The organism is Streptomyces venetus (genome assembly GCF_039540295.1).
GTDB lineage: Bacteria > Actinomycetota > Actinomycetes > Streptomycetales > Streptomycetaceae > Streptomyces > Streptomyces venetus.
Genome location: NZ_BAABET010000001.1, coordinates 650,827 through 672,951, shown reverse-complemented (window position 1 = coordinate 672,951; position 22,125 = coordinate 650,827). Strand labels below are relative to the sequence as shown.

The following is a 22,125-nucleotide window of genomic DNA, read 5'->3' as shown; positions in this document are numbered from 1 at the left end:
TGGCCGAGGCTTTTCCATCATGCGGCCGACCACGGCCCGTCTGTCCACTTCTTTGCCCCGCCTGCCCGGGGAGTGGGACGGCGTGTCCCGCTCCATGGTTGCGGACGTCCGGTGTCCACGCCCGCTGAGCTGGAGAAATTCGTTCCCCGGGGGGTACAGGCCGCAAGGTCGCCTGCCCCGGTCGGTCTCGGCCACACGGGAGTGTGACGTATGCCTCGACCACTCCGTCGGAAAAAGGACCGAACGTTCCGGGCCGCACCGGCGTCGTAGGAGAAACACGGCGAGGGGGGTGGCTTGTGCTGCTGCGGGGAAGGGCCCGGCGGGGCCCGGAGACGCCGCGGGCCGGTACCGGCGACGATCCGCTGGAGGCGGCTGCTGAGCCGGACGAGGCCGATCCGCTGGACGCGGCACAGGAACGCCGGGTGCGGGCGGTGCTCGCGCTGGGCGGTGTGCCGCAGGCGGACCTGCCGGACGGGGTGCAGCAGGTCCGGCTGCGGCTGCTGGAGCGGGCCGCGAGCGGGCGGGAGGCACCGCGGGACGTCTCGGCGTGGGCCGCGGTCGTCGCCTCCAACCTCGCCATGGACTGGCACCGGGCCAAGCGCCGCCAGGAGCGCCTCGGGGAGCGGCTGGCAGCCCTGCGCCAACACGAGCACCCCTCCGGCGAGGACACCAGCGTGCTCTCCGTCGCCGTCGCCCAGGGCCTGGACGAGCTGCCCGACGCCCAGCGCCAGGTCGTCGTGCTGCGTTTCTACGCCGATCTGCCGGTCCGCTCCATCGCCGAGCAGCTCGGCGTCCCGGAGGGCACGGTCAAGAGCAGACTCCACACGGCGGTACGGGCTCTGCGCACCCGCCTGCACGAGGACGAGGTGGTGTGACATGACCGCCGAGCATGACAAGCACGAGCACGACCAGCACGAGCATGACCAGCACGAGCACGACAAGGACGAGCACCGCGAGGCCGCGCTGCTGGCGGTGATCACCGGTGAAGCGCCACCGGACGACGCCCTCGCGGACGACGCCTTCATGGCCGAGTACCGCTCCGCGACCGCCGACGTGGCGCTGCTGCGCGAACAGCTCGGCCTCATCGGGCAGGCACTCGGCGAGCCTGCGCGGACGCCCGGGCCGGAGGCCGTCGCGTCCGTGACGCCGCTGTCCGCGCGCCGCACCCGGGCCGGCTCCCTCGCCGTGGCCGTGAAGGGCCTCGTCGCGGCCGTCGGGGCCGGTCTCGTCATCGGCATGGGCTGGCTCGTCGTCCAGAGCGACGGCATGGGGGGCGGGGCCGATCAAGGCGGGTCGGCCGCCTCGGACAGTTCCGTGAGCCGGTCGCGGACCGATGAGGAATCCAAGCTCGGTCGCGCCGGGTACCTCGCCTGCGCCCGACTCGTCGTCGAGGGCACCGTCACCGAGGTCGAGACCGTCCCCGGTACCGGCCAGGACCTGATCACCCTCGACGTGCGGCGTCACTACAAGCCCGCGAAGGGCCCGACGCGGATCACCTTTCCCCTGGAGACCGGCGCCGAGCCCCGGCTCAGGGCCGGTGATCACGCGCTCGTCGGTATCCCCGACGGTCAGGCCGAGCCCGACCTGTGGACGACGGGGGAGAAGGAGATCGCCCGCGACCGGGCCTGGATCACCGACGCGCTGCCCGAGTCGCGCACGTTGTCCTGCGGGTAGGAAAAAGCGGCGGGCGCCCGTACGGACGCCCGCCCTGACCTTCCCGTCGCCGTCGGTTACGGCACGACCTTCTCGATCTTCACGCTGCCCAGGCCCGCGACCGTGCCGCGCGCGTTGACCAGCTGCACCTGGCCGAAGAACTCGCGTCCCTCGGGGGCCGCCGCCGTGGCGGTGACGCTGCCCGAGAACGTCGCCGAGTCGCCCGTGCCGAGCTTCACCGGCGCCGACCCGTCGACCGAGACACTGCCGAGGGTCGGAGCGAAGAACACGTCCCGGTAGTCGTACGCCGTCGTGCCGGCCGGCACCGCGTAGCCGACGACCTTGATCGTGTACGTGCCGGCGGCCGGGGACGGCACGGAGACCGACTCCTCCGAGTCACCGTCGGCGGAGCTGCCCACCTGCGTGCCGGCGGCGTTGTAGACCGTCAGATCCAGGTCGGCCGCGGCGTCCGAGACACCGCCGATGGCGACGTCCAGCGACTTGGCGCCCGCGGGCACCTCGACCGTGGTGCTCTGCGTCTCGCCCTGCTTGATCGAAGGACGGGTCGCCTTCGCCGAACCGAGCGGACCGCCCACCAGCTTCCCGTCGATCGCCGCGAAGCCGTTCGTCACCTTCCAGGAGGCGGCGGCCGGGGTGCCGACCTTCGCCTCGGGCACGGTCACGGTCTCCGGGTCGAAGGCCGCGCCGAGCACGGCGACATCCAGCTGGTACGGGTTGTCGAGCAGCGGCGACGTACGGCGCGACTCGACCTCGATCTCCCAGACGCCCGCCTGCGGGTCGGCGTACGAACGCACATCGGGGCGGCAGGTGTTCGCCGTGTTGGTGTAGTTCGGGTAGCAGTTGATCGTCGACGTCGGGTCGGACGGGACGCCGTACGGGTGGATGGAGATGAACCGGGTCTGGCTCTTGTCCTTCAGCCCGCTCATCGCGACCTCAAGGGTCTTCGCGCCCTCGGGGACGGTGACGAAGTAGTGCTGGGTGCTGTTGCGCTGCACCGAGCTCTTCGCCGAGTAGCTGTACTTCAGCGGCGCGGAGACCACGACCGTGTTGAGGACCTGCTTGTCGATGCCCTCGGTCCTCGGGTCGTCGACCTCCAGGATCGCGCTCTTCAGACCCGCGGACTTCGGCGCGGCCTGGACCTTGACGGTCACCGGCCGGTTCAGCGGCAGCCTCACCTCGTCGGAGCCGACGATCCGGAACGTGCCGCCCGCGTTGTTCTCGAGGCGCAGCTCGTGCCGGATCGCCTTGTCGGCGCCGGACGTACGGGTGATCGTGACCTCGTAGGTCTTCTTCTGGCCGGCCTTCAGGCCGCCCTCACGGTCGTAGAGGCCCGTGCCGTAGCCGGGCGTCTTGAGCTTGTCGTCCATCGCGGTGTCGACCGGCGCCTTGACCGTGTAGTCGTGGGCGGTCGCGTCGTCGCGGATCGAGTCCCAGGCGTCCTCGATGTTCATGAGGCCCGCGCCCTCCTCGTACGCCTGCACACCCTTGATGTGGTCGGCGGTCGAGGTGAGGGCCGTGCGCAGGGTCGCCGGCGTGAGGTCGATCTTCTTCTGCTTCGCGGCCGACAGGAGCAGCGCCGAGGCGCCGGTGGCCTGCGGGGAGGCCATCGAGGTGCCCTGGAGCATCGAGTAGCCGGCCGGCAGGGAGTAGCCCGCCTCGGCGACCGGGGCGCCCGGCAGCCAGGTCTGCGTGGTGTTGATCGCCGCGCCCGGGGCGACCAGGGTCGGCGTGAAGCCGCCGTCCTCACGCGGGCCGCGCGAGGAGAACGGCATCAGCGCGTACTTCTTCTCCACGACCGAGCCGTAGTTGGCGGCCCAGGTCTCCTTGGAGACGGACGCGCCCACCGAGATGACCTTCTCGGCCAGGGCCGGGTCGCCGATGGTGTTGGCGCCGGGGCCGGAGTTGCCCGCGGAGATCACCAGCTGCACGCCGTACTCGTCGATGAGACGGGTGTACAGCTCGGCGCGCGCGTTGTTGCCGTCGTTCAGCGCCGGCAGGCCGCCGATGGACATGTTGACGATGTCGACGCCGCGCTTGGTGACGAGGTCGATCATGCCCTCGGTGAGGGCGACGTTGGTGCAGCCGCCGGACCAGGTGCAGGCGCGGGAGGAGACCAGCTTGGCGCCGGGCGCGGCGCCGTTCATCTTCCCGCCGAACAGGCCGTTGGCGGCGGTGATGCCGGCGACGTGGGTGCCGTGCTCGGACTCGATGACGCCGATGTTGACGAAGTCGGACTTCTTGCCGACCCAGGAACCGCCCAGCGGGTCCATGGGCACGTCCTTGCGGATCTCCACGACGAACGGCTGCCGCTCGGCGACGTCGGTCTTCGGGTCGTCGGTGCCGAAGTACCCGACCTGGTGGCCGTCCTTGTACGGCTTCATCGGGGCGTCGTCGCCGAAGTCGAAGTTGTTGTTCAGGTCGACCCGGACCGTGCCGGCCGCCGCGTCGTACAGCACACCCCAGGCGTCGGTGGTGTCGCCGTCGCGGTTGGCGTCGCCCTTCGCGTCGCCGCCGGTGGTGTACGACTCCTTGAAGACGCTGACGGTGTACGAGCCCGCCGGGGCCTTCCACGACTGGCCCTGGTAGGTGAACGCCGGGCCGGACACGGCCGTCACCATCGGGCGCCAGGTGTTGTCGCTGTCGACGAGCGGGTCGGTCGCCGTCACCCAGTCGACGATCTTCCGCTCGCCGGTCGTGGTCTTCTGGAGCGCCGGGTGGCCGAGGTCCACGCCGGAGTCGAGGATGCCGATGGTGACACCGCGGCCGTCCGCCTTCGGGTGGTCCTCGACGAAGTCGACCGCGCCCGTCTCGAAGGACGGGTTGTACGGGTTCTCGGCCGGGGTCTTCTTGCCCGGCGCCGGGTACGTGCCCGTCGCCTCGGCGCCCTCGGCGGTGCCCGCGCTCGGCGCCGGGTCGTCCAGCGGGATCTCCTCGCGCAGGTCGATGCCGTGCACGGAGGAGAGCTTGGCGGCGGCGGCGATCGCCGAGTCCGCCTTGGCCGTCGGGACGGTGGCGCGGACGTAGCCCAGCTTGTCGTCGGCCCGGCCCACCGAGCCGCCCTTGACCGCGTCCAGCTGCCCGGCGACCTGCTCGGTCTTCCCGGGCGCGGTGGCGATCATCATGGTGACGGTCTTGTCGCCGTCGGCCTTGGCCTCCGCGAGCAGGTCCGCGTCGTCCGAACCGAGCTTGCTGTGCGCGGACTTGACGTCCGTGTCGGCCGGTGCGGACGCGCCCGGCCCGTCGGCGGAGAAGGCCAGGGGGACCGGTCCGGCCGCGGAGAGCGCGGCGACGAGCCCGGCGGCGACGGCTGTGCGCGCCGCCCGTCTCCGGCTCGATATCGGATCACGCTGGGAGCTGTGGGTCATCGGCATCCCTTGCAGGTAAAGGAACGAGCGGGAAGCGACCGGGACCGATCGGCCCTGGTCGCCACGGTCCGGTTCGCGAGCCCGGACGATCGCACAGCTTTACGCAAGGTGGGGTTCTTTGGGGAGGGTTGACCGAACCGCAATGGATGTATGGGGAAAACCCCCGATGCGTTTTGCGGGCATCGGTCCAGAAGGCGGCGAAATCGGGTAACGTCCCGGAGTGCGACAGAAGTTGAGGGTGGCGGCCTACGCCATATGTGTCCGTGACGGACAGATCCTGCTCGCCCGTTCCCCCGCCGCCGACGGCACCCCCGAGTGGGTCGTCCCCGGCGGCGGCATGGAACACGGCGAGGACCCCTACGACACCGTGCGCCGGGAGGTCGAGGAGGAGACCGGCTACCGCATCGAGGTCGCCGGACTGCTCGGCGTGAACTCCTCCCGCCACACCTCCCGCGACCGGTTCGGACGCCCCGTCGACCACCACAGCGTCCGGTTCGTCTACGAGGGCCGCGTCATCGGCGGCGAACTCCGCAACGAGATCGGCGGCTCCACCGACCTCGCCGCCTGGCAGGACCTGGACGCGGTGCCCGGACTGCTCCGGATCCGGCTGGTCGACATCGCCCTGCGCATGTGGCGGGAGCGGCCGGTCACCGGACGGCTCACCGACACCGTGGAAGAAGAAGCAGTGGAATAGCTGCCCTACCCCCGAAAATGAACACCGCGTGACCGACTCCGGGACGTTCCAGGAGCGGCCGACGACGCGCAGGGTCATCCAAGATCCACGTACGGTGATCGGCGCTGCCCGTTGCCACGTCGTTCACACGCAGGTCATCCCCGGTGCCAACGATCCAGTGAGTGCGGGACGTTCGAACGCCGAACGCCCCGCGACCACTGCCGACGCGTTCGTACTCGGGGAGAGAAAGCGCATGTCGCGCACACGCTCAGTCGCCGGCCCCGGCCAGGGCATCCACCGTCGTTCCGTCCTCGCCGCCTCCGGAGCGGTCGCCCTCTCCGCGGGCGTCGGCTACGCCCTGCGGCCCAGCGACAGCCAGGCCGCCACGACGACCAAGGAGGCCACCGAGGCCGTCGCCGCCTCCTCGCGCCAGGCGCCCGCCGCGCCCCTGGCCCCCTACACCAAGGGCACGACCCTGGCCTCGGTCGCCACCCCGCGCAGCGGCTCCGGCTACCGGCGCCTGGGCGACGGACCCGGCTGGCAGCGCGTCGTCCGCTCCGACCTGGCCGCGCCCAAGTCCGGCCGCACCGGACGCCGTACCGCCCTCGCCGCGTTCGTGCAGCTCACCGACCTGCACATCATCGACGCCCAGCATCCGCTGCGTCTGGAGTACCTCCGCTCGGCCGACATACACGCCTGGCGGCCGCACGAGGCCCTCACCGTGCAGGGCGCCATCGCGCTGGTGGAGCGGATCAACGCCCTCCGGGGCGCCCCCGTCACCGGCTCCCCGCTGCACTTCGCCATGACCACCGGCGACAACACGGACAACAACGCCAAGTCCGAGCTGGACTGGTTCCTGAAGATCATGAGCGGCGGGCGCATCACCCCCAACACCGGGGACCCGCGTCAGTACGAGGGTGTCCAGAACAGCGGACTCAAGCAGTACTGGCAGCCCGACGCCGCCCTGCGCGACACCGACAAGCAGGTCGGCTTCCCGCACCTGGACGGCTTCCTCAAGGCCGCCGTCCGCGAGGTCAGAAGCCCCGGCCTCAACCTGCCCTGGTACTCCACGGTCGGCAACCACGACTCCCTGCCGATGGGCTGTTACGCCTCGCACGGCGACTCCTACCTCACCGAACTCGCCGTCGGCGGCAAGAAACTGATGAACGTCTCCGCGGCCGAGGCACAGCGGCTCCAGACCCTCATCAAGAACGCCGGCGACCCCAAGGGCGTCAGCTACCACGACTTCCTCAAGTCCCACACCCGCGCCATGCGTTCGGTCACCCCCGACGAGAGCCGCGCCCCCTTCACCCCCGCCGAGTACCTCAAGGCGCACCTGAACCCGGCCTACCAGGGCGTCGGCCCGGCCGGACACGGCTACTCCTCCGCGAACCTCGACGCGGGCACCCAGTACTACGCCTTCCGCGTCTCCGACGACGTCATCGGCATCAGCCTCGACACCACCGACGCGGGCGGCCACTACGAAGGCTCCATCGGCACGGCCCAGCTGAAGTGGCTGGAGCGGACGCTGCGGGAGAACAAGGACTCCCATGCGGTGATCTTCAGCCACCACACCAGCAAGACGATGACGAACACCCGCCGCGACCCGGCCCGCCCGGGCGAGCGCCGCCACACCGGCCAGGAGGTCCTCGCCCTGCTCGGCGGCCACCGCAACGTGCTCGCCTGGGTGAACGGCCACATCCACAAGAACGTCATCACCCCGCACTCCACGTCGAGCGGCGGCTCCTTCTGGGAGATCTCCACGGCGTCCCACGTCGACTACCCCCAGCTCGCCCGGATCATCGAGCTGACCGACAACAAGGACGGCACGATCTCCCTGTTCACCACCCTCGTCGAGTCCTCCGCCCCGCACCGCACGGACTTCTCCGACCTCTCCCAGACCGGCCTCGCGGCCCTCTACCGCGAGCTGTCCCTCAACGCCCCCGGCGCGAACCCGAACCTCGGCGGCGACCCGAAGGACCGCAACACCGAGCTGGTCCTGAAGAAGGGCTGAATCCGGCTGAACCGGCCGGGGGCGATCAACCCCCTGCCGCGTGGCCGGGGTCCCTCCCTGCGACACGGCTCCTTGGGGCATGTGACTGGGGGAAACGGGGACATGAAGAGACACGTACGCACGATCCTGACGACGGCCAATGCGATGGCACTGTCGGCGGCCCTGGCGGGCCCGGCCCTGGCGGCGGCCCCTGCCCAGACCTCCGGCAGCCATGACGGGACCCGGCAGGCGGTGCGGGCCGCGGTCGCCGACGGCGTGCCCGGCGTGGTCGCGCGGGTCCAGCGGGGACACGGGACGTGGGCGGCCACGGCCGGCGTCGGCAACCTGGAAACGGGCAAGCCGCGCTCGACGCGTGACCACTACCGCGTCGCCAGCATCACCAAGACGTTTGTCGCCACCGTCGTCCTGCAACTGGAGGCGGAGGGACGGCTGTCGCTCGACGACACGGTGGAGAAGTGGCTGCCGGGTGTGGTGCACGGCAACGGCCACGACGGCAGCCGCATCACCCTCCGCCAACTCCTCAACCACACCAGCGGCATCTTCGACGTCACTGCGGACGAGGACGTCCAGCGCGCCTACTTCACGAAGGACGGCTTCTACCGGGTCCGCTACGACACGGTGACACCCGAGCGGATCCTCGGCATCGCCATGTCCCACGAGCCGGACTTCGAGCCGGGCACCTCCTGGAACTACTCGAACACCAACTACGTCCTGGCCGGGATGCTGATCGAGAAGGTCACGGGCCACCCGTACGGCGACGAGATCCGGCGCCGCATCATCAACCCCCTGCACCTGGAGGAGACCTCGGTCCCCGGCACGCGGGCCACCCTCCCCCGCCCCAGCAGCCGTGCCTACTCCAAGCTGGCCAGGACGGCGACGGGCCCGACGTACGACGTCACGGAACTCAACCCGTCCATCGCCGGTGCCTCCGGCGAGATGATCTCCGACTCGGCGGACCTCAACCGCTTCTACAGCGCCCTGCTGCGGGGCCGGCTGCTCCCTCCCGAGCAGCTGAAGGAGATGAAGACCACCGTCCCGACGAAGGAGAACGAGGCCTACGGCCTGGGTCTGCGGTCCTACGAACTGAGCTGCGGCACGACCGTCTGGGGCCACGGCGGCGACATCCACGGCTCCCACTCCAAGGCCCTCACCACCGCCGACGGCCGCCACTCCCTCGCCCTCAACTTCAACGGCGACTGGACGGGGGACAGCGACGCGATCGTCGAGGCGGAGTTCTGCGGCAAGTAGCGTCCCCATGACACGAGGCGGGGCCACCGGTATCCCCGGTGGTCCCGCCTCTCGCCTTCTCGTCGTGCCCCGGTCCGTCACTATCGGGGCAGGGCCACGACGTACGCGGCGGGGTCGCGGTCGGACGAGGCCATCAGCGCCGTGCGGATCACCGTGGCCTGCTGTTCCATGGAGTCGCGGAGCTTCCTGGGCGTGATGTGGACGACCGTGATGCCGAGGCGCTCCAGGTGCTCGCGCTTGCGGGTGTACTCGGACCAGACGGTGTCGTCGGCCTGGCGGGGCGCCCGCGTGTCCAGTTCCAGTGCCACCGCCTGCTCGGGCCAGTAGGCGTCCAGGCCGCCGAGGTAGGGCCCGCCGGGCAGGCGCAGGTCCACGTTCCACAGCGGGTCGGGCAGGCCGTACTCGCGGACCATGCGGTACAGGCGGTCCTCCGCGCGGGCCCGGCCCTCGGCCAGCAGGGACTCCACCGCGTCCACCACGTGGGGGCGGCTCAGCAGCCGCGCCTGGTTCAGCTCCCGGACGACCGCGGCCGCCTCGCAGTGGGCGCCGCGCACCGCCTCCGTCATCAGCCGGCGCACGACACCCGCGTCCTGGAGTTCCGCCACCGCGTCGGCCAGCGCGCGGGCGACCGGTGCCACCGGCAGGCCCGTCACCTGCTCCGGGGCGGGCAGTGCGGTACCCCGGACGACGCGGGCGCAGCCGGCCGAGCGGAGCCGGCGCATGCGCGGGACCAGGACGTCGATCGCCTCCAGGGACGGCAGCGGGGGAGTGGAGGAGAAGCCGTGCAGCGTCAGCGCGGCCAGACCCGTGATCATCGCGTCCGGGTAGGCGGGTGCGGGTGACTCGCCCGCCCCGGGCTGGGTGGGGACCCCGGTGCCGCGCTCCCGCGACGCGTACAGCAGTACCGCGTGCAGCCGCTCCTCGCTGGTCGGCGGCCCCGGGTGGAGCAGGACGACGCCCGGGAGGAACAGCTGCCAGGGTCCACCGGGGCGGCACTGCTCGTTCGTCCGGGCCGTCGGGACGCCGTGTGCGTGGAGCTGCGTGACCGTCATCACCCGGAGCCGGCCGTGGCCGGACAGGTCGTGCAGCGGGCGGGGGGAGAGCGGGGTGTTGTGGTTCATGACCCGGGATTTCCCGCGCCCGATCCCTTCTTTAACCGCTGTTACACGCCCGTCGACAAATACGGACAAGCACGCACTAAAGGACGCATGTTCGGATGCCGAAAACCCCTGGTCCATCCGGGTGCGGACCAGGGGTTACGGCTGTGATTGCCTGAATTCAGTAACGGTGACGGAACCTCAGATCCTTGGCCAGAGCTGTCGGTTCAGAGCTGTCGGTTCAGAGCCGTTGGTCCGCCGTCGCGTCGCACGCCTGACCCCGCAGGGCGCGCGCCAGGTCGTCCCGGGCCTCCAGTACCAGGCGGCGCAGGGCCGGGGCGGCCTCGCGGTGGGACTCCAGCCACGCGTCCGTGGCGTCGAGCGTCGCCGGGGACTGCTGGAGCGACGGGAAGAGGCCCTGCACCACGTGCATCCCGATCTGGATCGACCGCTCGGACCAGACCCGCTCGATCGCCGCGAAGTACCGGTCCGCGTACGGGGCGAGCAACTCCCGCTGCGAGCCCTGGACGAAGCCCGAGATGGTCGCCTCGACCATGGCGTTGGACAGCGCGTCCGACTCCACGACCTGTGCCCAGGCCTGGGCCTTGACCCCCTGCGACGGGCGGGCCGCCAGGCAGCGCACCTGGTGGCGCCTGCCCGAGGCCGTGTCGTCCCTGGCCAGCTCCTCGGCCAGCACCTTCTCGTCCACCACCCCGTGCGCGGCCAGCGGCTCCAGGAACACCCAGCGCAGCTCCTGGTCCAGGTCGAGGCCCTCGACCGACTCCGCGCCCGTCAGCAGGTCCCGCAGCAGCCCGAAGTCGGCCTCGGCGGTGGCCGTCCGGGCGAAGAAACGCGCCCAGGCCAACTGGTGCTCGCTGCCCGGCTCGGCCGCGTACAGCTCGCGCCGCGCGCCCTCGGCGAGCAGCTGGCCGCCGGTCTCCCGCCAGTCGTCCGCCGCGTAGTGCGTGAGGGCCGACTCGGCCCACGCGTGCAGCATCTGCAGGACGCCGATCCCGGACTCGCGGCCCGCGAATCGCAGCACCAGGTCCACGAACCGCCGCGCCGGGAGCAGCGCGTCGCGCGTCATGTTCCACAGCGCCGACCAGCACAGGGCGCGAGCGAGCGGGTCGGTCACCGAGCCCAGGTGCTCGCGCAGCGTCGCCAGCGAGGTCTCGTCGAAGCGGATCTTGCAGTAGGTGAGGTCGTCGTCGTTGACCAGGACCAGGTCGGGGGCGTCGGCGCCCGCCAGGTCCGCCACGACCGTCCGGGCGCCGTCCACGTCGGTCTCGGCGCGCGCGTACCGCTCGACCGTCCCCGCGTCCGTCACCCGGTACAGGCCCACCGCGACCCGGTGCGGCCGGAGTTCGGGATGCGACTCGGCGGCCTCCTGCACGACGGCCAGCTCCTTGACGCGGCCGTCCGGGCCCAGCAGCACCTGCGGCGTCAGCGAGTTCACCCCGGCCGTCTGGAGCCAGGAGCGCGCCCAGCCGCTCATGTCCCGGCCGCTGGTCTCCGCCAGCACCGACAGCAGGTCACCGAGGCGTGTGTTGCCGTACGCGTGCCGCTTGAAGTAGCGCCGGGCGCCCTCCAGGAACGCATCCTCGCCGACGTACGCCACGAGCTGCTTCAGCACCGACGCGCCCTTGGCGTACGTGATGCCGTCGAAGTTCAGCTTGGCGTCCTGGAGGTCGCGGATGTCCGCCGTGATCGGATGCGTGGAGGGCAGCTGGTCGGCGCGGTAGGCCCACGCCTTGCGGCGGTTGGCGAAGGTGACCCAGCCGTTCTCGAAGCGGGTGGCGCCGACCAGTGAGAACGCCCCCATGAAGTCCGCGAACGACTCCTTCAGCCACAGGTCGTCCCACCACTCCATGGTGACCAGGTCGCCGAACCACATGTGCGCCATCTCGTGCAGCACGACGTTGGCCCGGCCCTCGTAGGACGCCTGCGTCACCTTCCCGCGGAAGATGAACTCCTCCCGGAACGTCACCAGACCCGGGTTCTCCATCGCGCCGAGGTTGTACTCGGGCACGAACGCCTGGTCGTACTTCCCGAACGGGTACGGGAAGTCGAAGTGGTCGTGGAAGAAGTCCAGGCCCTGCTTGGTCACCAGGAACACGTCGTCGGCGTCGAAGTGGGGTGCGAGGCCCTTGCGGCACAGGGCGCCCAGCGGGATCTCCAGCGTCGTGCCGTCCGCGAAGGTACGGGAGTACGAGTCCGTCACGTAGTGGTACGGGCCCGCCACCACACAGGTGATGTACGTCGAGATCGGCTTGGTCTCGGCGAACCGCCACACCCCGTCGGCCCGCTCACCGGCCCCGTTGCTCCACACCGTCCAGCCCTCGGGCGCCCGCACCTCGAAGCAGCGGTAGGGAGCCTTCAGGTCGGGCTGCTCGAAGTTCGCGAAGACCCGGCGGGAGTCGGCCGGCTCGTACTGCGTGTACAGGTACACCTCGCCGTCCTCGGGGTCGACGAAGCGGTGCAGGCCCTCGCCGGTGCGGGAGTAGGCGCACTGGGCGTCGACGACCAGCTCGTTGTCCGCGGCCAGGTCCTCCAGGGTGATCCGGGAGCCGTCGAAGACCTCTCCGGGGTCCAGATCACGGCCGTTGAGTGAGACGGACGTCACACTCGGCGCGATCAGGTCGGCGAAGCTGCTCGCACCGGGCTCGTTGCAGCGGAACCGGACGGTCGTGACGGACCGGAACGTGCGGGGCCCGTCGGTGTCGTCCTCACCGACCGCGGACCGCAGGTCGAGGGACACCTCGTACCCGTCGACGCCGATCAGGGCGGCCCGCTCCCGGGCCTCGTCGCGGGACAGATTCTCACCGGGCACGGGCAGCACTCCTCGAATGTCTCGGATACGGCTGAGCAGCACCGATCCTGCCACGAGCCCCTGACGCGGGGGAGCCGGGAATGACCGGGGCGAGCAGCGGCGTTTCCCCGGGAAACGGTTTCCTCATGAGGAGAGACATGTCGGACAAGACCCCGGTCGATTTCTGGTTCGACCCGCTGTGCCCCTGGGCGTGGATGACCTCCCGTTGGGTGCTGGAGGTGGAGAAGGTCAGGGACATCGAGGTCCGCTGGCACGTCATGAGCCTCGCCGTCCTCAACGAGGACAAGCTCGACGAGCTGCCCGAGCAGTACCGCGACATGCTGGAGACCAAGGCGTGGGGCCCGGTCCGCGTCGTCATCGCCGCGCAGGAGGAGCACGGCGCCGAGGTGCTCGGTGACCTCTACACCGCGCTCGGCACCCGCTTCCACAACCAGGGAGAGGGCCCGACGAAGGAGGCCGTCGCCGGAGCGCTGAAGGACGCCGGCCTGCCCGACTCCCTCCTCGACCACTGGGACGCCACCCCCTACGAGCCGCAGCTGCGCGCCTCCCACAAGGAGGGCATCGACAAGGTCGGCCAGGAGGTCGGCACCCCGGTCATCGCCGTCCCCGGAGCCGACGGCGAGCAGCTCGCCTTCTTCGGCCCGGTCGTCACCCCGGCCCCGCAGGGCGAGGAGGCCGCCCGCCTCTGGGACGGCACCCTCGCCGTGGCCTCGGTCCCCGGCTTCTACGAGATCAAGCGCACGCGCACGAAGGGCCCGGACTTCAGCAACCTCTAGGACTCACTCGGCGACGGCGGGCTCCTCCCGGAACCTCTCCGGCAGGAGGCCGCCGCCGTCCGTGTGCAGATAGGGCTGGTACCAGAGGCAGCCCCGCACGGTGCAGCGCCAGAGGTTGTCCACGTAGTGGCGGGGGTCTTTCCGCTCCTCACGGACCGCCGCCCGCTCCTCCTCGTTGAGCTTCCGGAAGTCCTGCATGGTGCCGCATGTCCGGCAGGCTCTGCGAATCATCAGCCCCTCCTCGCCATCACCGCCAAGTCGGGGAAGTCGGTCACGACCGCGTCGACTCCCAAGCGGTAGTACAGCGCGTACTCGGCGAACGCGTCCCCGAAATCGTTCGCTCCGCTCCCGTGTCGGAATTCCGGGGGCAGGAACTGGTTCTCCGCGCGGAAGGTGTACGGCCCCACCCGCAGCCCCGCCGCGTGCGCGTCCGCGACCAGGGAACTGCCGGCGACCGACGACTTGTCCGGGCCGATCCAGTCCGCGTACTCGGCGATCTCCGCCAGCCCCGCCGGCGTCATCATGTCCCGGTACGTCGTCGAGGGCAGGTCGTAGGGCCCGCCCGTCGTGCCCAGCGCCTGCCACAGCGGTACCCCCAGCCCCGCCATACGCTTCAGGCTGGTCGGCTCGAAGGACTGGACGACGCACTCGCGCCGGCCGAGCCGGTTGCGGCGGATCGCCGCCGCGAGCTTGGGCTCCAGCGGCAGGCCGATCGAGCGGAAGTACGTGGGGTGCTTGGTCTCCGGGAAGACGGCGACCGTGCGGCCGTACGTCCGCGACAGCCGCCGCGCCAGGTCCACCACCTCCTGGAACGTCATGACCTCCGCACGGCCGTCGAAGACGGTGTTGCGGTTGCGGACAGCCGGCAGCCGCTCCACCGCCCGCAGCGTCTTCAGCTCGGCCAGCGTGAAGTCCTCCGTGAACCAGCCGGTGACCGCCCGGCCGTCGACCGTCTTCGTCGTGCGACGGCCGGCGAACTCCGGGTGCCGGGCCACGTCGGTCGTCTGGGAGATCTCGTTCTCGTGCCGCACCACCAGCACGTGGTCCTTCGTCGGCACCAGGTCGGGTTCGATCCAGTCGGCGCCCGTCTGCACGGCGTACGTGTACGACGCCGCCGTGTGCTCCGGGCGCCAGCCGGCCGCGCCGCGGTGGCCTATGACGACCGGGCCGCCCCTGCGGGGTTCGGCCGCCGCGGGGACGGCGGTGGCCGCGCCGGCCGTACCGGCGGCCGCCGCCAGCAGAAGAGATCTCCGTCCGAGCTGCATACGACTCCCTTTCACCGTGGGACGGTTCATGTCCGCGCCCGGGCCCGCGCCTGCGTCAGGCGGGCCAGGTGCTCCTCGTAGCCCTTCGTGTGGAACGCGGCCCGGCCCGGGTCCGGCTCGACCACGGCCGTCGGCTTCGTCCACGTCTCGGCGTCGAGTCCGACCCCGTACCGCTCGGCCGCCGCCAGGACCGCGCCCCGGGCGCCCACCTCGCCCTCGACGACCCGCAGCGGACGGCCGAGCACGTCCGCCAGCAGCCGCATCCAGGCGGGGCTGCGGGTGCCGCCGCCGCACACGGCCAGCGTGCCCGTCAGCCCGGCCGCCTCCAGGCAGTGCCGGGCGGCGTAGCCGATGCCCTCGCAGGTGGCGCGGACCAGATCGCCCCGGGTCGACTCGAGGGAGACACCGGTGAGTTCGGCGCGCAGCCGGGGCTCGACGAACGGGGCGCGTTCCCCGGAGGGCGCGAAGTACGGCAGCACACGGACGCCGTTCGCGCCCGGCGGGGTCTCGGCGAGCAGGGCGTCCACCTCGTCGTGCCGCACCCCCGTCGTCGACAGCACCCAGTCCAGCGCCGCCGTGCCGACCATCGCGGGCATGGCGCGCAGCCAGTGACCGGGCCGGTCCGTGGAGATGTACAGGCCGGCCGGTTCGCCGGTCAGGTCCAGCTCGGTCGTGGCCACCAGGCTGGCCAGGCAGGTGCCGACGATCAGCAGTCCGTCCCCCGGGGCCGTCACCCCGGCGCCCAGCGCGCAGGCCGGCAGGTCGTACGGGCCGTTCGCGATCCGGGTGCCGGACGGCAGGCCCTCACCCAGGGCCTCGGCGGTGGCCAGCGGGTCGCTGACCGGGGCGAGCAGTCCGCGCCGGTGCGTGAGGCCCAGCAGCTCCACGACCTGGTTGTCGTAGCTCCGGGTACGCGGGTCCAGGAAGGGCATCGAGGCGTCCGACACATCGGTCGTCGGACCCGCACCCGTCAGCCGCTGGAACACCATGTCCTTGCAGTACAGGGCGGCCTTCGCGGCGTCGAGGACCTTCGGTTCGTTGCTGTCCAGCCAGGCCAGCAGCGGCCCCGGGCAGCCCGGGAACATCGCGCTCCCGGTCCGCCGGAACACCGTCTCGAACGTGCCGTCCGACAGCCACCGGTCGACCAGTTCGTGCGCCCGTCCGTCCATCCAGGAGGCCGCAGGCCGTACGGGCCGGCCCTCGCCGTCGACCAGCCACACCCCGTCGCCCTGTCCGGTGAGACCGGCGAGCTCGACCGGCTCCGGGACGCGCTCCGTGACCTCGCCGAGCACGGCGACGACCGCCCCGTACACCTCCTCCATGTCCTGCTCGACGACACCGCCGTGCAGCTTCAGCCCCACCGGGCGGGAGGACACGGCCAGCTGGCGGCCCCCGGAGTCGAAGGCCGCCGCCTTGACCATGGACGTGCCCACATCGATACCGACGTACATGCGGCTCTCCTCCGGGTCCTCAGGTCAGACAGTGCGCGAGGGGCTCGCCACGCACCCAGCGGCCCACCTCTTCGGCCGCGATCCGGGCCGCCTTCTCCGCGACGGCGCGTGAGGCGCCGCCCAGATGGGGGGTGAGCACCACGCGTTCGGAGAGCCCCAGCAGCCGGGAGCCGGCCGGCAGCGGCTCCCGCTCGTACGTGTCGAGCGCCGCCGCCGACACCTGACCGCTCGCCAGCGCGTCGCACAGCGCGTCCTCGTCCAGCAGCGGACCCCGCGCCACGTTCACCACCACCGCGCCGGTCGGCAGCAGCCCCAGCTCCCGGGCGCCGATCAGGCCCCGGGTTTCCGGGGTGAGCCGGGCGTGCAGGGTGATCACCTGGGAGCGGCGCAGAAGTTCGTCCAGCGAGGACACGCGCAGTCCGTGGATCTCGCCGTGCACATACGGGTCGTACACCATGACCCGTGCCCCGAACGCGCACAGCACCCGGGCGACCCGGCTGCCGACGGCCCCGTACCCGACGAGCCCGACGGGCAGGTCCTCCAGCTCCAGACCGCTCTGCTCGTACGTGTAGTACGTCGCCCCCTCCCAGCTGCCCTGCCGGGCCAGCGGGTCGTGGGCCTGGGGGATGCGGCGCAGGGCCGACAGCATCAGGCCGACGGTGAACTCGGCGGTGGCGGCGGCGTTGCGGCCCGGCGCGAAGCACACCCGCACGTCACGGTTCTTGGCCGCGTCCAGGTTGACGTTCACCGGCCCGCCCCGGCAGACCACGACCAGCCTCAGGTCCGGGCAGGCGGCGAGGACCCGTTCGGTGACCGGCCCCATCTGCGTGACCAGGACCTCAGCCCCGGCCAGCGCCTCGATCATCTCGTCCTCGGCGTCGCTGGCCTCCTGCACCTCGGCGACCGGCCCGAACGGCTCCAGGGGCCAGCCCAGTTTCACCTCCCTGACATCGGCCCGCTCCACCTCGTGCGCCACCGCCCGGCTGATCAGCGACGGCAGCACGAAGTGGTCACCGGCGGCCACGACACGCACGTTCTTTCCGGAAGGGTCGGGGGTCATCGCAGTGCCTCTCCCGTCTCGGCGTCGAAGACATGGGTGTGCTGGAGGTCGGCGGCGACCCGGACCCGCTCGTCGTGGGCGAGCCGTACCTCGGGGTCGGTGAGGACGACCAGGTGCCGTTCGACCCCGTCGAGGGCGAGGGTCGCCAGGCCCGCCTCCAGGAGGGGTTCGTGGGCGACGACCCGGGCGGGCAGGCCGCCCTCGGCGGTGAGCCGGACGTCCTCCGGTCGGATCCCGACCACCACCTCCCGGCCCTCCTCCACCGGCACGGGCAGGGCGATCCGCACCGGGCCGGAGAGGCGGGCGTGACCGTCGCCGGTGGCGATGCCGGGCAGCAGGGTGATCGCGGGTTCACCGACGAAGTCCGCGACGAACACGTTGGCCGGGCTGTCGTAGATCTCGTAGGGGGTGCCGAGCTGCTGGATGACACCGTCCTTCATCACGGCGATCCGGTCGGCGAGGGAGAGGGCCTCCTCCTGGTCGTGGGTGACCAGGATCGTGGTGTGGCCCAGGTCCTTCTGGATGCGCTTGAGTTCACGGCGGGTGGTGTCGCGCTGTGCCGCGTCCAGATGGGACAGCGGCTCGTCCAGGAGCAGCACGTCCGGCTCGCGGATCAGCGCCCGGGCCAGCGACACGCGCTGTTTCTGGCCGCTGGAGAGTCCGGCCGGGCGGGCGTCGAGGAAGCCGGTGAGACCGACCCGCTCGGCGATCTCCTTCACCTTGCGGTCGACGTCACCGCGGTCGGCCCTGCGCCGGGCCTTCAGGCCGAACGCCAGGTTCTCCGCGACCGACAGCGGCGGATACAGCGCGTAGTTCTCGAACGCGACGCCGATGTTCCGCTCCTGCGCGGGCCGTTCGACCACCGACGCGCCGCCGACGAGGATGTCCCCGCCGGTGACGGACTCCAGTCCGGCGATCATCCGCAGGGTGGTCGACTTGCCGCAGCCGGAGGGCCCGAGCAGCCCGAGCAGCTCCCCGGAGCGCAGGCTCAGGTCGATGCCGCGTACGGCGTCCACGGAGGGCCGCCCCCGCGACCGGTAGGTCTTGCGCAGCTCACGTAGCTCCAGTCCCGTTCCCGTCATGGTCGCCCTTCATCGCGCAAACCTCGTAACGGACCTTGTGCTCGTCCAGATCCCGCAGTTCCTCCGGCGACGCCCCGTCGTCCACCAGGAGCAGGTCGAAGCGGGACAGCGGGACGACCCGGTGCAGGGCGACCCGGCCGAGCTTGGTGTGGTCGATCAGCAGGACGTTGCGCGCGGCCGCGTCGAGCATCGCCCGCTTCACCGACACGATGTGCTGTTCCTGGTGGTAGGCGTAGCCCCGGTGCACCGCCGACGTCGACGCGAAGCACACGTCCACGCGCAGCTGCTCGACCGCCTCCACGCACGACACCCCCAGGAACGAGGAGTGCAGCGGGTCGTAGTCGCCGCCGAGCGCCATCAGGTGGATGCCCCGCTGGTCGGCCAGCAGGTTGATCGCCTCCAGGAAGTTGGTGACGACCGTCAACGGTGTGACCTCGCCCGTACGCAGCCGCCTGGCTATCTCCAGCGTGGACGTGGAGTCGTCCAGCAGGATCGCCATGCCGGGCTCCACCATCCGCAGCGCACGCTCGGCGACGGCCGCCTTCTCGGCCCGCATGGTCTTCAGCCGGTACTGCACGTTCGACTCGAAGACCCCCGACGGCTGCGCGGTCACCCCGCCCCGGAACTTCCGTACGATGCCCTGCCGTTCGAGCTCGTCGAGGTCCCGGTGGATGGTCATCAGGCTCACCCCGAACCGCTCGGCGAGCTCCGCCGCCGTCGCCGAACCGTCGGCCAGCACCTGCTCGGCCATGGCGGTCTGCCGCGCCGCGGGCCCCTGCTGTCCACCACTGCTGCTGCTCATCGCTCTGTCTCTATCCGTCGTCCCGGTCGCTCCGGCCGGTCGGCCTCGAACAGCAGCAGGTTCTCAGGCCGGACCACCAGCCGTACCGGATCGTCCGGACGAAGGCGTGCCGCGTCCGCCCGTGGGGCGACGAGCGACACCCGCTGCTCCCCGGTCCCGAGCCGGACGGTGACCTCCACGGACCGGCCGAGCACCTCGGTGACGTACACCGTGCCGGTCAGCTCGTGACCCGTGCCGTGCAGCGCGAGGTCCCGGGGGCGGAGGCCGACCAGGACGTCCGTACCCGGGGCGGCCCGCGACCGGACCGGCAGCTCGACCCCGCCGTCCGACCGCACCCCGCGCTCCGTCACCACCCCGGGCAGCAGATTGATCCGGGGCCGCCCGAAGGCTCGCGCGACCTCGGTGTCGTACGGCTGGTACCAGATCTCCTCCCGCGTGCCCGTCTGCACGATCCGCCCCTGACGGACGACCCCGATCCGGTCGCCGAGCGCCAGTGCCTCGACCGAGTCGTGCGTGACGTACAGGGTGGTGGTGTGCCGCACCTCCCCGATCGCCTTCAGCTCGGCCCGCATCTGCTGGCGCAGCTTGGCGTCCAGGTGGGAGAGCGGCTCGTCGAGGAGGAAGGCCTTGGCCGGGCGGACCAGGACCCGCCCGAGCGCCACCCGCTGCCGCTGCCCGTTGGACAGCCGGCCCACGGGCCGGTCCAGCAGCCCGGAGATGCCGAGCAGTTCGGCGACGGCGCCGATCCGCTGCCGGGCCTCCGTGGCCGGGAGACGGTAGCGGGGGGAGCGCAGAGGCGAGGCGAGGTTGTCGTAGGCCGAGCGGTGCGGGTAGAGGGCGTAGCTCTCGAAGCACATCGCCACACCCCGGTCGTACGGCTCCACGCCCCGCATGTCCTCGCCGCCGAGCAGGACCGTGCCGGAGTCGGGCTGTTCGAGCCCGGCGACGGTCTTGAGCGTCGTCGTCTTGCCGGCCCCCGAGGGGCCCAGCAGACAGAAGAACTCGCCCTCCCGCACCTGAAGGTCGAGCCCGTCGAGCGCCACGGTCTTCCCGTAGGTCTTCCGTATCCCGCTCAGCGTGATCATGACTTCACCGCCCCGAACGACAGGCCACGCACCAGGTACCGCTGGATCGTCAGCGCGAGCAGCAGCGGCGGGACGACGGACACGAGCGCCGCGGCGGCCGTGAGGTTGTACTTGGGCCGGTCCCCGCCGAGGAAGGACAACGCGCCCACGGTCACCGTCTGGGCCTCGTTGGAGGTGAGGATCAGCGGAAAGACGAAGTTGTTCCAGGCGAAGATGAACGCCAGCAGCGACACGGCCGCGATGCCCGGCTTCACCAGCGGGAGGGCCACTCTGAAGAAGGCCTGCTTGCGGGTGTAGCCGTCCAGCAGGGCGGCCTGCTCCAGCTCGGGTGTGAGGTCGGCGAAGTAGGACCGCATGATCCACACGATCAGCGGCAGCGTCACCAGTTGCAGCACCCACACCATGCCGACGTACGTGTCGAACAGACCCAGCTTCTGATACAGCACGAACAGCGGGATGATCACGGTGAGTTCGGGTGCGAACCGGAACGACAGCAGCGTGAACATCAGGTTCTCCGAGCCCCTGAACCGCCACCGCGCCGAGGCGTACGCCGCCGGCAGCCCCACCACCAGGGACAGCGCGACCGCCCCCACCGACACCACCAGGCTGTTGACGAAGAACCGCACGAACGGGATGCCCTCGCTGTCGCCGAGGACCGTGCGGTAGCCGTCCAGGGTGGGGGAGAAGGAGAAGTAGGTGGAGAAGAGCTGGTCGGTCGGCTTCAGCGACAGGATCACCATCCAGGCGATCGGGAACAGCGCGAAGACGAAGTAGAGGACGAGGGCGGCGTCGGCCAGCCACCCCAGGACGCGTTTCCTCATGTGGTGACCTCCGCGGCCTTCCGCTGGATCTTCCCCAGGTGCTTCACCAGCACCATCGCGGCCAGATACACCACGGCCCACAGCACGATCGTGTAGCTGATCCCGAAGGAGTACCGCTGGAAGCGGATGGCTTCGAGGTACGCCCGGATCTGGAGCACGACGGTGGAGTCGCCCGGCCCGCCCTCCGTCAGGGCGTAGATGATGTCGAACACCTTCAGCGAGTCCATGAACCGGAAGATCACCGCGACCAGCACGTACGGCCACAGCATCGGCAGGGTCAGCCGCCGGAAGGTGTACCACCACCCCGCGCCGTCCACGGCCGCCGCCTCGAACGGGGAGGTGGGCAGCGACCGCAGACCGGCGAGGGCGAGGATCGCCACGAACGGCGTGTAGACCCACACGTCCACGGCGATCGACGACAGCAGGGCGCCCGTCGGGGTGTCCGTCCACTGCACCCCGCCGAGACCGAAGGGTTTCAGCAGGTGGTTGACGACCCCGACCGACGGCTGGAGCATCAGCTTCCAGATGATCGCCGCGATCACCGGGGCGATCATCAGCGGCAGGATCAGGATCTTCTCCAGGACCCTGCCGAGGAGCGTCGACCGGTGCAGCAGCAGGGCGACGGCCACGCCGAGCACGGTCTCGACGAACGCCGCCCCGACCGCGTACAGCACGGTCACCCACGCCGAGTTCCAGAAGGCCTCCTGCGTGAACACCGTCGTGTAGTTCTCGAACCGCACCATGTCCGGCTGCGGTTTGCTCGCCGAGAAGTCGAACAGCGTGTAGTACAGCCCGAGCCCGAACGGGTAGAGGATCCCGCAGGTCAGCAGCAGGGCGGGCACGATCAGGACGTACGGGCGCAGGGTGAGCCGCCACCCCATG

General features: G+C 71.1%; 18 protein-coding genes. 6 read left to right on the top strand and 12 right to left on the bottom strand.

Annotated elements, in window-relative coordinates; all coding sequences use genetic code 11:
- The first annotated feature begins 299 nt into the window (after positions 1-299).
- Positions 300-875, top strand: coding sequence for a sigma-70 family RNA polymerase sigma factor (locus ABEA82_RS02925; protein ID WP_425588476.1), 576 nt, complete (start codon positions 300-302; stop codon positions 873-875).
- 1 nt (position 876) lies between these two features.
- Entirely contained in the window at positions 877-1,674 is a 798-nt protein-coding gene (locus ABEA82_RS02920; protein ID WP_345659730.1) for a hypothetical protein, read from the top strand.
- Between the two features lie 56 nt (positions 1,675-1,730).
- Here the strand turns inward: ABEA82_RS02920 and ABEA82_RS02915 are convergent, their stop codons facing one another.
- Entirely contained in the window at positions 1,731-5,039 is a 3,309-nt protein-coding gene (locus tag ABEA82_RS02915; protein WP_345659729.1) for a S8 family serine peptidase, read from the bottom strand.
- Between the two features lie 220 nt (positions 5,040-5,259).
- Here ABEA82_RS02915 and ABEA82_RS02910 point away from each other — a divergent pair, with 220 nt between their 5' ends.
- The 3 genes from ABEA82_RS02910 to ABEA82_RS02900 all read left to right on the top strand — a co-directional run bounded on the left by ABEA82_RS02910 (position 5,260) and on the right by ABEA82_RS02900 (position 8,974).
- Entirely contained in the window at positions 5,260-5,733 is a 474-nt protein-coding gene (locus ABEA82_RS02910) for an NUDIX hydrolase (protein WP_345659728.1), read from the top strand.
- A 232-nt stretch (positions 5,734-5,965) separates the two neighbouring features.
- Positions 5,966-7,726 (top strand): TIGR03767 family metallophosphoesterase, encoded by a 1,761-nt coding sequence (locus tag ABEA82_RS02905; RefSeq protein WP_345659727.1) that lies wholly within the window; start codon positions 5,966-5,968, stop codon positions 7,724-7,726.
- Positions 7,727-7,828: 102 nt separating this feature from the next.
- Positions 7,829-8,974, top strand: coding sequence for a serine hydrolase domain-containing protein (locus ABEA82_RS02900; protein WP_345659726.1), 1,146 nt, complete (start codon positions 7,829-7,831; stop codon positions 8,972-8,974).
- A gap of 80 nt (positions 8,975-9,054) precedes the next feature.
- Here ABEA82_RS02900 and ABEA82_RS02895 read toward each other — a convergent pair whose 3' ends face one another.
- Positions 9,055-10,095 (bottom strand): hypothetical protein, encoded by a 1,041-nt coding sequence (locus ABEA82_RS02895; RefSeq protein ID WP_345659725.1) that lies wholly within the window; start codon positions 10,093-10,095, stop codon positions 9,055-9,057.
- A 217-nt stretch (positions 10,096-10,312) separates the two neighbouring features.
- The gene (gene pepN, locus ABEA82_RS02890) at positions 10,313-12,901 is read right to left on the bottom strand and encodes an aminopeptidase N (RefSeq protein ID WP_345659724.1); all 2,589 of its coding nucleotides are present in this window, start codon (positions 12,899-12,901) and stop codon (positions 10,313-10,315) included.
- Between the two features lie 137 nt (positions 12,902-13,038).
- On the opposite strand from pepN, the gene ABEA82_RS02885 reads away from it, so the two are divergent.
- Complete coding sequence (locus tag ABEA82_RS02885; RefSeq protein WP_345659723.1) at positions 13,039-13,677, top strand: mycothiol-dependent nitroreductase Rv2466c family protein; 639 nt, start codon at positions 13,039-13,041, stop codon at positions 13,675-13,677.
- Between the two features lie 3 nt (positions 13,678-13,680).
- Here the strand turns inward: ABEA82_RS02885 and ABEA82_RS02880 are convergent, their stop codons facing one another.
- Genes ABEA82_RS02880 through ABEA82_RS02840 form a run of 9 tightly spaced genes read right to left on the bottom strand, consistent with a single transcriptional unit; the run spans position 13,681 to position 22,124 of the window.
- Positions 13,681-13,908: a hypothetical protein gene (locus ABEA82_RS02880; RefSeq protein WP_003990269.1), complete on the bottom strand. Its 228-nt coding sequence runs from the start codon at positions 13,906-13,908 to the stop codon at positions 13,681-13,683.
- Positions 13,908-14,942 carry a glycerophosphodiester phosphodiesterase family protein gene (locus tag ABEA82_RS02875; RefSeq protein WP_345659722.1) on the bottom strand — a complete coding sequence of 345 codons (1,035 nt, stop codon included), beginning with the start codon at positions 14,940-14,942 and terminating at the stop codon, positions 13,908-13,910. Before ABEA82_RS02875 ends, ABEA82_RS02880 begins: the two co-directional genes overlap by 1 nt.
- Positions 14,943-14,968: 26 nt before the next feature.
- On the bottom strand, positions 14,969-16,393 hold the full coding sequence (locus tag ABEA82_RS02870) for an FGGY family carbohydrate kinase (protein ID WP_345659721.1): 1,425 nt from the start codon (positions 16,391-16,393) through the stop codon (positions 14,969-14,971).
- 19 nt (positions 16,394-16,412) lie between these two features.
- A complete protein-coding gene (locus tag ABEA82_RS02865) occupies positions 16,413-17,453 on the bottom strand; it encodes a 2-hydroxyacid dehydrogenase (protein ID WP_345659720.1) in 1,041 nt (346 codons plus the stop codon).
- Positions 17,450-18,535: an ABC transporter ATP-binding protein gene (locus ABEA82_RS02860; RefSeq protein WP_345659719.1), complete on the bottom strand. Its 1,086-nt coding sequence runs from the start codon at positions 18,533-18,535 to the stop codon at positions 17,450-17,452. Before ABEA82_RS02860 ends, ABEA82_RS02865 begins: the two co-directional genes overlap by 4 nt.
- The gene (locus ABEA82_RS02855; protein WP_345659718.1) at positions 18,507-19,337 is read right to left on the bottom strand and encodes a DeoR/GlpR family DNA-binding transcription regulator; all 831 of its coding nucleotides are present in this window, start codon (positions 19,335-19,337) and stop codon (positions 18,507-18,509) included. Before ABEA82_RS02855 ends, ABEA82_RS02860 begins: the two co-directional genes overlap by 29 nt.
- Positions 19,334-20,422 carry an ABC transporter ATP-binding protein gene (locus ABEA82_RS02850; RefSeq protein ID WP_345659717.1) on the bottom strand — a complete coding sequence of 363 codons (1,089 nt, stop codon included), beginning with the start codon at positions 20,420-20,422 and terminating at the stop codon, positions 19,334-19,336. Before ABEA82_RS02850 ends, ABEA82_RS02855 begins: the two co-directional genes overlap by 4 nt.
- Complete coding sequence (locus ABEA82_RS02845) at positions 20,419-21,243, bottom strand: carbohydrate ABC transporter permease (protein WP_345659716.1); 825 nt, start codon at positions 21,241-21,243, stop codon at positions 20,419-20,421. The genes ABEA82_RS02850 and ABEA82_RS02845 overlap by 4 nt, the downstream gene beginning before the upstream one ends.
- Positions 21,240-22,124 carry a carbohydrate ABC transporter permease gene (locus tag ABEA82_RS02840; RefSeq protein ID WP_345659715.1) on the bottom strand — a complete coding sequence of 295 codons (885 nt, stop codon included), beginning with the start codon at positions 22,122-22,124 and terminating at the stop codon, positions 21,240-21,242. The genes ABEA82_RS02845 and ABEA82_RS02840 overlap by 4 nt, the downstream gene beginning before the upstream one ends.
- Between the last annotated feature and the right edge of the window lies 1 nt (position 22,125).